Below are 14,075 nucleotides of genomic sequence, written 5' to 3' on the forward strand. Positions count from 1 at the left end.
CAGGATACAGCAAGGGCAGGACCCATAAATCAGTGTCCTGCCCATGTCTTTGACAACCGTCTTTCATGACTGTCTTTGAAGCGTTATTGGCTACCTTTTATACGCAGGCCGTTGCTCTTTATAGGGAATTTCCGCCTCCCATCCTTCCTCTCCGGCGCCGGCAAAAGTTCTCTGCTCCTAAACCGATTTCACCATATTACCCTGTCATATTCATTACACCAGCTCCGCAATCCGGGTAATTCCCACATAGATATGCGATATTTTATACCATGTGGCAAAGTCCACCACCCCTGTCTGGGGCAGTCCGAAAATGGACTGGAATTCCCGCACCGCATTGGCTGTCCTGGTGCCGTATATCCCGTCAGGCGTCACCCTGGGAATGGCTGTGTAAACCGTTGCGATTTCATCCAGCTGTTCCTGCATCTGCCGCACCTTATCCCCGGAACTTCCTATGGTCAGGTCATTTCCCGGCCAGGAGGCCGGAATCCCGGATATCTGCTCCGCCGTATTCACATAGATGCTGTCCCCGTAAAAATGACGGAGAATCTCAATGGGACTGTACCCCTGCTCTCCAAGGGAACAGGAGCCCCACTGTGTCATCCAGTTGGGGCACTGGACCTGGCGTCCGTCACAGTACTGGGTCAGGATAGGCTGTCTCACCCCGGGACGGGACAGGTAGTTGTCAAATATCTCATCCACTATCAGGTTGATGCTCTCAAATATATTTCTCCCGTATATCCACTTGTGGTCAAAGGCAGTGGAGGATGTAATGGTAAAATCATAGCCCTGGTTCCTGTACCACTCCGTGTATACACGGTTCAGGGTAAAGGACATGATTGCCAGCACATTGGCTGTTATGGTAGCCCTGGGCCAGGTGGAATAGATTTCGCTGGAAGCCACATTCTTTATGTAGTCCCTGTAGGGCACATAATAATCCTTGGCCGTGCTGTCCGTGGGAACCCCGTCGTGGACCACCACAGTCTGAGGCACCACCACCCGGCTGAGTACGATTTCCCCGCTTTCGTTCACTGGCTTTATCTCTGCTTCCGCTATCTTTGGAGGATAATTCCCATACAGGGTATGGTCCGGTATTACCACCGGGTCTTCGGGAGGCGTTTCCCCGCCAGCCGGCGTCATGCCGGCTGGCTGGATGGCCGTTGCGTCTGCCAGTATCTCGGTGCCGGATATGGCCAGAGGCTCAAAGCCCTCTGCCTCCACCATCACATTGTATTCCGAATAGGGCTGGATAATACTCGGTTCCAGGCTGTATTCCACAGGGGGAGCCGGAAGCTGTACCTGTTCTGTCTGACCGGAGCTGTTGGTAGTCAGCTGCTCCACTGTGCGGTCCGGTTCTCCTTTATAGCTGATGGTGACCCTGGCGTTCTGTATGGGAAAATTGTTCTGTATGTTGATTACGTTAATCTGCAGCAGTCCACTGGATGTCCGTTCTGGATTGGTTGCCATGTAATACCTCGCAATTTCTTTTCATTACCTAAATATAATACTGACCATCCTATTATATGCATACATTTTCAATCATGCTCTAAACCGGAAACGCACAGAAAGAGAGCAGGCATCAGCCTGCTCCCTTACAGCTCATTACAGTTCATACTCCTTAATCCGCAAATAAGCCCGTATAGCCTCCATGGCCCCCTCTGTTCCCAGGGATGCCGTATTCAGCATCAGGTCATAATTCTCCACATTCTCCCAGTCCCGGCCCGTATAGTACCGGTGGTAATCCCTTCGTTCCCTGTCAATGCGCTTGATGTTCTTCCTGATATCCTTAGGCTCATAATACCCCAATTCACTGATTCGCTTTTCCCGGTATTCCATGTCCGCATACAGGAATACCCTTACCAGCCCTTCCGTGCCCTCCAGCACATAATCAGCGCAGCGTCCCATGATGACGCAGCTCTCCTCCGCTGCCAGCTTGCGTATGACTTCAGACTGGAACCGGAACAGATTGTCCGCCGACACCAGGTCGGAACCAAAGGAAGGGCTCCCCTTTTCCGGAGTCAGGCTCTTGACAATCTTATACAGGAGCTTGTTACCTGCCTTCTCATCTGCCAGATAATAATAGCTCTCCTTGATGCCGCTCTGGTCTGAATTCATACGCAGGATATTCTTGTCATAGAAATGGATTCCCAGTTCCTTGGCCAGCCTGGAGCCGATTTCACTGCCGCCGCTGCCGTACTGTCTGCCAATGGTCACAATGAGTTTCTTTCCTTCCTTCATACGCCCATCCTCCTGTTCTGACAGCGCAGGCTCACGCCTGCTTCCATGGTTTGCTTTCATGGTTTTATTATATCACAATGCGTTCTAACATTTAACAGTTATTCCTGGTTTTTCCCAAGTTTGCCCTCCATCATTTTCCGGAAAACTCCAAATCCATGCATCCATGACGAAAATCCTTCTTGACATACCGCCATACAGTGTTTATAATAACACTCAATTGAATCATATCTTCAGGGCAGGGTGCAATTCCCTACCGGTGGTACAGCCCACGAGCCGCAAGGCATGATTCGGTGAAACTCCGAAGCCGACAGTACAGTCTGGATGAAAGAAGATAAAAGAATGGCATGGATGCGTTTACCCGCTTCCCATGGCTGACCGACAGTGCCCTGGAATGACTATCATTCCAGGGCTTTTGTGTGTCTCCCATGTTCCCTATATCTTTTTTGCAGGCACATAATCCTGTGCCGGCGGCTTCACATGTTCTGCCTTGAACGATACGGTTCAAGGCATTTTTTATTGCAGGATTCACGGCAATCAACCAGGGACGGACCATGGCAGCCCCATGCAGGTCCCGTATTATGTAAAGGAGGCGCTGTATTGAACGATACTGATTACATGTCCATGGCACTGAAACTGGCGGAAAAGGGCCGCGCAGGAGTCAGCCCCAATCCAATGGCAGGGGCTGTCATTGTGAAGGAGGGCCGCATCATCGGGCAGGGCTGCCATCTTTTTTTCGGCGGTCCCCACGCTGAACGGAACGCCCTGGCATCCCTGACCGAATCTCCCAGGGGAGCCACCCTGTATGTAACCTTAGAGCCCTGCTGTCACCACGGCAAGACCCCTCCCTGCACGGACGCCATCGTGAAAAGCGGCATCCGGCGGGTTGTGATTGGTACAAAGGACCCCAATCCCATGGTATCCGGCAAGGGCGCAGAAATTTTAATAAGCCATGGCATAGAGGTAACAGAAGGCGTGCTGGAAGAGGCGTGCAGGGAAATCAATCATGTATTCTTCCACTATATAAAGACCGGACGCCCTTTTGTGGTCATGAAATATGCCATGACGCTGGACGGCAAGACAGCCACCTGCGCCGGACATTCCCGGTGGATTACCGGAGAGCGCTCACGCCGCAGGGTCCATGAGGACAGAAACAGGTATTCCGCTGTCATGTGCGGGGTGGGAACCATACTGGCCGATGATTCCCTCCTTACCTGCCGCCTCCCGGATACCAGGAATCCGGTCCGGATTATCTGTGATTCACGGCTTCGCACGCCGCCGGACTCCCAGGTTGCCGCTACCTGTTCCCAGGCCAGGACCATACTGGCTACCTGCTGTGCTGACAGGAAGGCATGGCTTCCCTATGAGGAAAAGGGCTGTGAAATCCTCCTCCTTCCGTCCAGGGAGGGGCACACGGACCTGAATGCGCTGACAGAACATCTGGGGCGGATGGGCATTGACAGCATATTGTTGGAAGGCGGGGCCTCCCTCAGCTGGTCCGCCCTTTCCCAGGGAATTGTAAACAGGGTCCAGGCCTACATTTCCCCAAAACTCTTTGGGGGCGCATCCGCCAAAACACCGGTGGGCGGCAGCGGCGTACAATTTCCATACCAGGGCTTCACCCTGGGAAAGACCAGAATCACGGCTTTGGATGAAGATATTCTCATAGAAGGGGAGGTTAGGCCATGTTCACAGGAATCATAGAAGAAACCGGAATTCTGCTGTCTGTTCAGGGGGGTGCATCCGGTTCCCGCCTGGTCATCAAGGCCGGCAGGATTCTGGAGGATATAAAAAAAGGGGACAGCATTGCTGTCAACGGCGTCTGCCTTACGGCCTCTTCCTTTGACTCCGGCTGTTTTTCCGCGGATGTGATGCCCGAAACCCTGAATCGTTCCAGCCTGGGACAGCTGCCCCTTAAAAGCCTCCTTAACCTGGAGAGGGCCATGATGGCCGGCGGCAGGTTCGGCGGACATATTGTAACCGGCCATATTGACGGCACCGGGACCATTACCAGTATTAGGCGCGACGGCAATGCCCTTTGGTATACCATCTGCTGCGCCCCGTCTATCCTGCGTCTTATCATTGAAAAGGGCTCCATCGCCATAGACGGCGTCAGCCTTACGGTTGCCCGGGTACGGGAACGGGATTTCAGCGTATCCCTGATTCCGCATACAGCCTCCCGCACCACCCTTGGCTCCCTGAAACCCGGCTGCAGGGTCAACCTGGAAAATGACTGCGTGGGGAAATACATTGAAACCCTGATAAAAATGCCTCCCCCTTCCCAAAACACGGCAGAACCGGACACTGCACACAGGAATACAGGCGCCAAAATCACACCGGAATTACTGAAACAATACGGCTTTTAAGAAGTACCGGAACAGGAAAACAGAACGCAGGACAACCGGATTGTCCCTGTTAAAAACAAGAGGAGAACTAACAACCATGGAAGAACTCAATGCCATAAAAGGATTCAACACCATAGAAGAAGTGCTGGAGGACCTGCGCCAGGGTAAAATCGTACTGGTAACAGACGATGAAGACAGGGAAAACGAAGGCGACTTTATCTGCGCCGCCCAGTACGCCACCACGGAAAACGTGAATTTCATGGCCGTACACGGCAGGGGCCTTATCTGTATGCCCATGAGCATGGAGCTGTGCAGAGAGCTTAAATTCCCCCAGATGGTATCCCACAATTCCGATAACCATGAAACAGCCTTTACCGTGTCCATTGACCATGTCAGCACCACCACCGGCATTTCCGCAGCCGAACGGGGCGTGACAGCCAGGCAGTGCGCCAGTGCCCAGGCCCGCCCTGAAGATTTCCGGCGGCCGGGCCACATGTTTCCTCTGACAGCCCGCAAAAACGGTGTGCTGGAACGGAACGGCCATACCGAAGCCACCGTTGACCTGATGCGCCTGGCCGGTCTCAGGGAATGCGGGCTTTGCTGTGAAATCATGAAGGAGGACGGAACCATGATGCGCATGCCCCAGCTCCTTCAATGCGCCGTGCAATGGAATATGAAAATCACCACCATCAAGGCATTGCAGGACTACCGCAAGCAGCACGACAAGCTGGTGGAATGCGCGGCCGTGACCCGTATGCCCACCCGTTACGGCACCTTTAAGGCTTACGGCTACCGGAATCTGCTGAATGGTGAACATCATGTGGCCTTAGTAAAAGGAGAGATTGGGGACGGACAGGACCTGTTGTGCCGTGTCCACTCGGAATGCCTGACCGGCGATGCCTTTGGCTCCCTGCGCTGCGACTGCGGACAGCAGTTTGCAGCCGCCATGTCCCGGATTGAACAGGAAGGCAGGGGCGTGCTTCTCTACATGCGCCAGGAGGGAAGGGGCATCGGCCTTCTCAATAAACTCCGGGCCTATGAACTCCAGGACCAGGGCATGGATACCCTGGACGCCAACCTGGCTCTGGGATTTCCGGGGGATTTGCGGGAATATTTCATAGGCGCCCAGATATTAAGGGACCTGGGTGCCAGAACACTGCGGCTGCTGACCAACAACCCGGATAAGGTATACCAGCTCTCCGGCTTTGGCCTGGATATCAGAGAACGTGTTCCCATCCGGATGGCCCCCACGGACCACGACCTATTCTATTTGAAGACAAAGGAACAGCGCATGGGGCATTTCATGCATTATTAAAATATAAAATAAAAGTGTATCACTATGATGCACCACCGTTTAAACAGCCAGTTATCACAGACACAGAAAAGGAGAATCCGCAATGTATATATTAGAAGGAAAGCTTGTTCCAAAAAAAATAAGGGTAGGCATTGTTGCCTCCCGTTTCAACGAATTCATCACCTCAAAGCTCCTGTCCGGGGCCCTGGACTGTCTGACCCGCCATGAGGTGCCGGAGGACAATATCACAGTTGCCTGGGTTCCGGGCGCCTTTGAGATTCCGCTCATTGCCTCCCGTATGGCTGCCAGCGGGCGCTGCGACGCCGTCATATGTCTGGGCGCCGTCATCCGGGGCAGCACCAGCCATTACGACTATGTGTGCAGTGAGGTTTCCAAGGGCATTGCCCAGACCTCCCTTGCCACAGGAGTCCCGGTCATGTTCGGTGTGCTGACCACGGAGAACATTGAGCAGGCCATTGAACGGGCCGGGACAAAAGCAGGCAACAAGGGCTATGACTGCGCTGCGGGAGCCATTGAGATGGTGAATCTGATACATGAAATTGACGGGGAGACGGCCGGCAGCAGCCTGTCCGGCACCTCTCCTGTTCAGGATGGACCTAACCGCCCATAATCCCACTTTTATAAATGCTTTTTCAGCTCATCCAGCACTGCCTCCATATCCAGAGGCTTTACCAGATATCCATTCATCCCTGCCTCAAATGCCCTGGCCTTATCCTCCTCAAAGGCATTGGCCGTCATGGCAAGTATGGGGATGCTGCCCATACCGTCACCCTCCATGGCCCGGATAGTCCTGGTGGCCTCCAGTCCATCCATCAGGGGCATGCGGATATCCATGAGCACCGCGGAAAAATACCCGGCCCCCCTGGACCGATACAGGTTCACTGCCTCCTGTCCGTCCTCTGCTGTTTCCACTTCCATGCCCCGCATCTCCAGGAGGGTCCTGGCGATTTCCCGGTTCAGCTCATTGTCATCCGCCAGCAGCACCCTGCAGCCTGCAAAGTCCTCCCGTTCCTTTTGCGCTGTCTCCTCCTGACCCCGGTCCACTGCCTGGGCAAAGGCATCGTATATGGTGCTTCCAAACAGGGGCTTTGAGATAAAACAGTTGACCCCTGCGCTTCTGGCCTCATCCTCAATCCGGCTCCAGTCGTAGGCGGAAATCATGATGATGGTGGTATCCGGCCCGACCATGGCCCGGATGCGCCTGGCTGTCTCCACGCCGTCCATATCCGGCATCTTCCAGTCAATCATGGCAATGTCATAATGCCTGTTCTCCGCCAGCAGGCGCTGCACCTCCTCCACTGCCCTGAACCCGGAATCCACCCACAGGGAATGGGCTCCGGCCTTTTCAAGGATGGACGTGGCCTGGCTCCCCACCAGCGGGTCATCATCCACCACCAGCACAGCCAGTCCCTTCAGCAGTTCACGCTTCTTTCTCTGGCGCTCCATCTCCTGGTCATCCTCAGCCAGCTTAAAGGGAAGAGTGACCGTGAACATGGAGCCCTTCTCCTTCTCACTCTCAACCTCAATGCTGCCTCCCATGAGCTGGACCAGATTGTATACAATGGAAAGGCCCAGACCACTGCCAATGTTGTTGCGGGCTGTCTCCGACGCTTCCTGTTCAAAGGGCATGAACAGGCGCTTGCGGAATTCCCTGGACATCCCGATGCCGGTATCCTTCACCTGGAACATCAGGTATGAAAATCCGTTGGTCCTCTTCGTTTCCTCTATCTGAATCTGTATTTTCCCTCCGGCCCGAGTGAATTTAAGGGAATTGGACAGCAGGTTCATGAGAATCTGCTTCAGGCGCAGCGGGTCCCCGATATAAAATTGCTCCAACGGCTCTTTGTGGTAAATCACATAATCAATCCGGCGTTCCTCGGCCTGGGGATATATAATCTGGTCCACCTCGCCCATAAGCTCCGTAAAATCAAAGTATTCGTGGGCCAGTTCCATTTTACCTGTCTCTATCTTGGACATATCCAGGATGTCGTTAATCAGGGAGAGCAGGTACCTGGACGAGGCGTCAATCTTGCAGAAACAATCCTGGACACTCCGTCTGTCATCCAGCTTCAGCTGGCCGATGGTGCTCATGCCCACTATGGCATTCATGGGTGTGCGGATGTCATGGCTCATTCTGGACAGAAAATCTGATTTAGCCTGGTTTGCAGCCTTGGCCGATGCCAGGGCATCCCGGAGAAGCTGCTCCTGCCGCGCCTGCTCCGCCCTCTGGCTGTCCAGCACTTTTACCAGGCCAATGGCCAGCACATCATCGTTAAAGGGATTCTCCACATAAATAATCTGAACGGACAGCCAGTGATACTCACCGTCACTCCCCATTTCCTGCAGCTCCATGTAAACATCCCGTTCTCCCGCAGCAAATCTGGCCAGGATGTTCTCCCTGGCAAAGGACGCTGCAAAATCCTCCTGATAGGACGGGTATACATTGGGCAGGCTCCCATTTATCATCTCCGTATAGCCGCCGTGACGTTTGGACAGCAGGGAATCCTGGTCCTCAATAAAACAATTATAGGTATCCTTTGTAAGATTCAGGCTCATAATCAGGGGATAGGCCGTACAGATGGCCGCCCTGAGGGAACGGTTCTCTATGAGCTGCTGCCTTTCCTGTTCCAGCTCCAGCTGCTTTATATCCGTCACATCCGTGAATACAGCCTGTATAACCTCCTGGCCGTCCGCATTGACAATCCGGCCCATGATAACGCTGACCCATATCTGTTTTCCGTCCCGCAGAAAGGTATGGCGTATATAGGATGCCGTATCCCCATTGAGCGCCAGTCCGGCTATGATGCCTTCAATCCAGTCCTTATCCTCATCCTGAACCATCTGGAAGGGATTCTTCACCTCACGCCTGTATTCCTCCTCGGAGCTGTATCCGTAAAGCTCCCATCCCATCCGGTTCACATTGACAATCCGGTGGCCTTCTCCCCGTTCAAACTGTATGATGCCGCAGGGCACTGAATTGTACAGCTGGCTTAAGAACCGGGCCTGCTGCACGTATTCCTGCTCACGGCGGCGCAGCTCCCCCTCCAGCTCCAGATAGGTGCGCTTTCCTGATTCCGCCGGAAACAGTTCATCCTCTTTCAGTTCACTGAACGGTATGGAGTTATGGATATGGATTGTTTCCAGTCCGTCCCCCTTTTCCCTGAAAACAAAGGTAATCCTCTGCTGTATCCTGAGGTAGACTCCCGTGCCTTCCTTTGATTCAAGCTCGCTGACGCCCTCACAGAGCCACAGGCCGTCCCCCATCTCCATAACCTCGTACTGCTCATCAAACATATCACAGGGCGACAGTTCATCCTTCCCCTCCCGGAACCAGGCTGCCACGGCGTCACGCCCCTCTGCCTTCTGCATCTTTCCGCCGCCCAGCCATATGATATCATCCGCAAATGTGGATATCAGAAGCTCCACATCGCTCTCACAGAAATACGAAGAAAGAATGCTTCTGGCAAACTCCCTTACTTCTTCTGCCGACCATTTTTTCATTTAAATCCTCCCTTAATCTGTAGCAACCGGCATCCAGGACCGGCTGCAGCCCCGCATGAGGATTACTAAAAACACCGCCCCATCCTATAACAAATCCGAATAAAATGCAAATCCATTCTTGCCCTTGCGCTTCACCGCATATGCCGCCTTATCCGCTTTTTCCACCAGGGAGGCAACATTTATCCCATCAGCCGGATACATAGCTATGCCGATGCTGCATGTGACGGAAAAATCCTGGAAATCCCTGTCCATCACGCTGCGGACAGAGGTGCATATTCTCTGGACACACTGGCGCACACCGGCAGGCGAGCTGACCGGATGGAGCAGGGCAATGAACTCGTCCCCTCCCACGCGCCCGCTTAAATCAGAGGCCCTCAGTGTCTTTTTAAGGACCCCGGCCACCTCCTGAAGCATCAAATCCCCCTTGATATGGCCCAGGGTGTCGTTAATCACCTTAAAATTGTCTAAATCCATAAACAGAATCGCAGCTGTCCCATCCTCCCCTTCCAGACGTTCTGAAATCATCTCCTTTACCGCCTGGTTGTAGAGGCCCGTAAGAGGGTCGGTCTGCGCCTGCATGAGAGCCCTTTGCAGCAGTTTGTTCTGCCGCCTCTGTTCCAGATAAATGTCTGTGACATCGGTCCTTGTCATCAGCACCATCTGGCTCTCTTTATCATAGTAAAGATACTGCAGCCTCTTGCGGGTATATCCGCGTTCAGCGTCCATGACGCCGCAGTAAAAGTTGTGTTCCCCTGTCCGGTCCAGCTCCTCCAGTACGCGGCTGATGCGCATCTCCCGGATTGCCAGCTCCTGGTCCTCCGGGGCTATGTACTTCCTTACATATATTTCAATGGCCTTCTCATAATCATCGCAGTGTTCAGGCGGAAGAGGCGTGCCGTCTCCCTTGCTGCTGAACATGACATAGCTGTTGTTCCTGGCATTGAGATAGATAAAATAGTCGCAGTGGCTGTAGACATACCGCTCCACGATTCCCTTCAGCAGATGCTGTTCGCTGGTATCCCGCATGGCCAGGTATACCTTGTCCGGCATGTCCTCCTGCCTGAACAGCATGGCGTTGACCTCCGCCCACCGGAAGTTCTCTCCATCCTGGGAATACCGGACCTCCAGGGACATGTTCTTATGCCCGTATCCCCACACCTCCCGCATATGCTTAAGGGAAAAGGTACCTGCAAATATATCCCTGTCCCCTGGGTAAATAACCGTACTGCACAAATATCCTATCATCCGTCCCCACTTAAAGGAGCGCAGCGCCAAATCCGGCATGGGGATGCACTGGATGATTGTCCCGATTCCCTGGTCCAGGTCCAGTTGCGCAATCCCGATATAGGCATCCAGGAACACACCGAACAAATCACGGTTCAGCTGCATAAGTCTGGCGGCATTGCGGCTTTCAATATCCACGGTGTAAAACAGCGCCTTATCCCTGCCGCAGGCGTCATTGGAAAAAAGAATGCCTCTGACCCAGCTTTCCCGTCCGTCCGGCTGCTTTCTCCGGAATTCCGCCTGTTTCCTGATTTTATGGCTGCAAACCTCATCCAGGCTCTGGGGGCTGAACAATGCCAGGAAACCGGCCCTGTCCTCCTCATGGACAAATGCCTCCGCCGCTGCCCGGACCTCCATATCTCCTGTTTCGGAAACCGCAGCACCCTTTCCCGGAGTCAGAAAAATAGGCTTAAGAGTCCCTTCCGCCCCATCCACCTCAAAGAATTCATCATAGGCATCCTCCAGGACAAATGCATATTGCTCCATTTTCACCGGGTCCACTACCACATGATTCATATTCATTCCCTCCCGGCGGCCGTGTGCACTGCCGTCTCTTTCGTTCTGAACTGTATCATATGTATTCTATCATCATCCCCACCCTCCGTCAATGACCCGGCGGCCGGGATTGGCAAAAGGCGGATGCGGTACGGCGGGCGCCAAACGCAATACGGCGAACCCGGATACCGGGGCCTTATGCCAGATATATAAAATAAACAAAAAGATGCTTCCGCCAGGAGGGCATCCCCAGCGGAAACATCCGGTTATATGTATCCTGCACCATATATTCTGTTTTATCATTCCTCTCCTGCTGCATCCGTTACATCTTGATGACTGCCTTGATTACCTCGTCCTTGTGGTTCAGGCTGTAATCCACGCCCTCGATGACATCCTTAAAATCAAAGGTATGGGATACGATTTTCTTAAGAGGGATAAGCCCCTTGCTGACAGCGCTGATGGCAGAGGGGTACAGGTTGCGGTAACGGTACACCGAGTAAACAGTTCCCTCCATGGCATTCAGCGTGGCTATATCCAGTTCCAGAACCGGCTCAGGGGAAACACCCACAAGGGTAATCTTACCTGCCCTCTTAATCAGGCGGCATGTCTGAAGGGTGGTGGCGCGGTTTCCGGCGCACTCATAGACCTGGTCCACGCCGCCGCCCGGAAGGGTTTTCACAAACTCCTCTATGTTTTCATTCCTGCTGTTAAATACCCTGGCAGCCCCCAGCTCCATGGCTTTTTCCAGACGCTTATCCAGCACATCCGCCACATATACCTCGCTGACTCCCCTTGCCTTTAGGGACATGAGGGTGACCAGTCCGATACACCCCGCCCCCAGTACCACTGCTGTCTCGCCCAGCTTTGCACCCGACAGTTCGCACGCGTGCATTCCCACTGCCAGGGGTTCCATCAGGCCGCCCTCCATGGTGGATACATTGTCCGGAAGCTTGAAGGTCATGCTGGCCGCATGGGTGCAGTACTCGGAAAACACCCCGTCCTTCTCGCCGGGAATAGCCATAAACCGTACGGACCTGCAGAGGTTGTAGTGCCCCTTAAGGCAGTCCTCACAGTGACCGCAGGGAACCCCCGGCTCCAGGGCCACCCGGTCCCCAATCTCAAAACCAGTCACGCCTTCACCGATTGCGCTCACCACTCCGCCCGGCTCATGGCCCAGGACCAGGGGGCCCTCCGGCACCCAGTTGGCCAGGCGGCCCTCTGAGTAAAAATGCAGGTCGGAGCCGCACACGCCCACATACTCCAGTTTAATCTGAAGCTCCCCCGGGCCTGGCTGGGGAATCTCCCGTTCCCTCCACTCCATTTTCTTTTTACCTGTCATAACTGCTACTTTCATTGTTCCTTCCATCTCTTAGCCCTTCTTTCATTATGATTATTTTCTGGTCAGTACGCTTTCCACCGCATGTTTCCAGCCTTCATGCTTTCTCTGCATGACAGCACGGTCCATCCCCGGCTCAAACACGCTGCGCTTCATTTTCCCGAAAATGCTTTTGTCAAAGAATCCCAGTGCCAGACCGGCTGCATAGGCTGCCCCGATGCCCGACAGTTCCTCTGCATCCGGCACAAGGACCCGGATATCCAGTATATCGCTCTGGAACTGCATCAGGCAGCGGTTCCTGGTGGGGCCTCCGTCCACCCGGAGCTCTTCAATCTGAATCCCCGCATCCCGGCTCATGGCGCCCACCACATCTGCAATCTGATAGGCAATACACTCCAGACCGGCCTTCACCAGCTCCGCTCTTCTGGTTTTGCGGGTAATTCCCACAATAGCGGCCTTTGCCTCGCTGTCCCAGTAGGGAGCCCCCATGCCAGTAAACGCAGGCACCAGATAGGTGGTATCCTCCCCGCTGGCCTGCCCGGCAAGCTCCTCTGTCTCAGAGGCAGAGGATATGAGCTTTAAATCATCCTTCAGCCAGGTAATCACAGCCCCTGTATAGTTGATATTTCCCTCCAGCACATAGTTCACCCTGCCGTCCATGCCCCAGGCCAGGGAGGTAACCACGCCATGGGTGCTTATGACAGGCTTGCTGCCAATATTCATCATGATGGAGGAACCTGTGCCGTATGTGGTCTTAATCATTCCTTTTTCAAGACAGCCCTGGCCGAACAGGGCGCCGTGGGAATCCCCCAGCACGCCGTGGATGGGAATGGGCTCGTCGAAATATCCCTCAAAGTCCGTGTCCCCGAACCACGCATTGGAATCGCATACCCTGGGCAGGGCGTCCATGGGAATTCCAAACAGGCTGCACAGCCCCTCATCCCATTTCAGGCTGTGAATATTGAACAGCTGGGTCCTGGAGGCATTGGAGTAATCCGTCAGGAACGATGTTCCCCCTGTCAGCCGGTAGACCAGGTAGCTGTCCACGGTTCCCAGGCACAATTGGCCCTCGGCCGCTTTTTGGGGCGCTTCCTTCACATGTTCCATAAACCACGCCAGCTTGGAGGCAGGGAAATAGGGGGATAGGTTGATTCCTGTTGTCCGGCGCACCCATTCCGCTTTTCCCGATTCCTCCACCCGGGCGCAGATATCCTTTGCCCTGGAGCACTGCCATACAATGGCGTCCGCCAGGGGACGGCCCTTTGTCCTGTCCCAGACAGCCGAAGTCTCCCTCTGGTTGCTGATTCCCAGTCCGGCCACCTGGCTCTTGTGAATCCCGGCCTTTTCAATCACATCCCTCACCACCTTAAGGGTGTTGGCATAGATTTCATTTAAATCATGGGAAACCCAGCCTGCCTCGTTGATAATCTGCCGGTGGGGCAGGTCCCCGCGGCATATCAGGTTTCCTCCCCTGTCAAACAGCAGGGCCTTGGTTCCCTGGGTACTCTGGTCAACCGATAAAAGATACTGTTTATCCATTTTTTCTCCCTTCCGCCCGGTCCTCCGC

The 14,075-nt window shown here is 54.1% G+C and carries 10 protein-coding genes and 1 riboswitch; of the genes, 4 read left to right on the top strand and 6 right to left on the bottom strand.

Going from position 1 to position 14,075, the window contains the following annotated elements; all coding sequences use genetic code 11:
* Nucleotides 1-213: 213 nt before the first annotated feature.
* Nucleotides 214-1,464, bottom strand: a complete 1,251-nt coding sequence (locus tag I2H39_RS15645; RefSeq protein WP_138309335.1) for a peptidoglycan-binding domain-containing protein — start codon at nt 1,462-1,464, stop codon at nt 214-216.
* 135 nt (nt 1,465-1,599) lie between these two features.
* On the bottom strand, nt 1,600-2,235 hold the full coding sequence (locus I2H39_RS15650; protein ID WP_138309336.1) for a cytidylate kinase-like family protein: 636 nt from the start codon (nt 2,233-2,235) through the stop codon (nt 1,600-1,602).
* A 222-nt stretch (nt 2,236-2,457) separates the two neighbouring features.
* Nucleotides 2,458-2,572, top strand: a riboswitch (FMN riboswitch).
* Between the two features lie 260 nt (nt 2,573-2,832).
* Here I2H39_RS15650 and ribD point away from each other — a divergent pair.
* The 4 genes from ribD to ribE all read left to right on the top strand — a co-directional run bounded on the left by ribD (nt 2,833) and on the right by ribE (nt 6,502).
* Nucleotides 2,833-3,936, top strand: coding sequence for a bifunctional diaminohydroxyphosphoribosylaminopyrimidine deaminase/5-amino-6-(5-phosphoribosylamino)uracil reductase RibD (gene ribD / locus I2H39_RS15655; protein WP_195626945.1), 1,104 nt, complete (start codon nt 2,833-2,835; stop codon nt 3,934-3,936).
* Nucleotides 3,918-4,598: a riboflavin synthase gene (locus tag I2H39_RS15660; protein ID WP_195626946.1), complete on the top strand. Its 681-nt coding sequence runs from the start codon at nt 3,918-3,920 to the stop codon at nt 4,596-4,598. The genes ribD and I2H39_RS15660 overlap by 19 nt, the downstream gene beginning before the upstream one ends.
* Before the next feature lie 94 nt (nt 4,599-4,692).
* Entirely contained in the window at nt 4,693-5,892 is a 1,200-nt protein-coding gene (locus I2H39_RS15665) for a bifunctional 3,4-dihydroxy-2-butanone-4-phosphate synthase/GTP cyclohydrolase II (RefSeq protein ID WP_138309503.1), read from the top strand.
* 82 nt (nt 5,893-5,974) lie between these two features.
* The gene (gene ribE, locus I2H39_RS15670) at nt 5,975-6,502 is read left to right on the top strand and encodes a 6,7-dimethyl-8-ribityllumazine synthase (protein WP_195626947.1); all 528 of its coding nucleotides are present in this window, start codon (nt 5,975-5,977) and stop codon (nt 6,500-6,502) included.
* Nucleotides 6,503-6,510: 8 nt separating this feature from the next.
* Here ribE and I2H39_RS15675 read toward each other — a convergent pair whose 3' ends face one another.
* The 4 genes from I2H39_RS15675 to I2H39_RS15690 form a co-directional block, all read right to left on the bottom strand.
* A complete protein-coding gene (locus tag I2H39_RS15675; RefSeq protein ID WP_195626948.1) occupies nt 6,511-9,393 on the bottom strand; it encodes a response regulator in 2,883 nt (960 codons plus the stop codon).
* Between the two features lie 84 nt (nt 9,394-9,477).
* Nucleotides 9,478-11,193 (bottom strand): GGDEF domain-containing protein, encoded by a 1,716-nt coding sequence (locus tag I2H39_RS15680; protein ID WP_138309341.1) that lies wholly within the window; start codon nt 11,191-11,193, stop codon nt 9,478-9,480.
* A 301-nt stretch (nt 11,194-11,494) separates the two neighbouring features.
* Nucleotides 11,495-12,538, bottom strand: coding sequence for an NAD(P)-dependent alcohol dehydrogenase (locus I2H39_RS15685; protein WP_138309342.1), 1,044 nt, complete (start codon nt 12,536-12,538; stop codon nt 11,495-11,497).
* Between the two features lie 24 nt (nt 12,539-12,562).
* Complete coding sequence (locus I2H39_RS15690; RefSeq protein WP_138309343.1) at nt 12,563-14,047, bottom strand: glycerol kinase; 1,485 nt, start codon at nt 14,045-14,047, stop codon at nt 12,563-12,565.
* Between the last annotated feature and the right edge of the window lie 28 nt (nt 14,048-14,075).

Origin of the sequence: Clostridium sp. 1001283B150225_161107_B6 (assembly GCF_015556325.1) — a bacterium.
Taxonomy (GTDB): domain Bacteria; phylum Bacillota; class Clostridia; order Lachnospirales; family Lachnospiraceae; genus Enterocloster.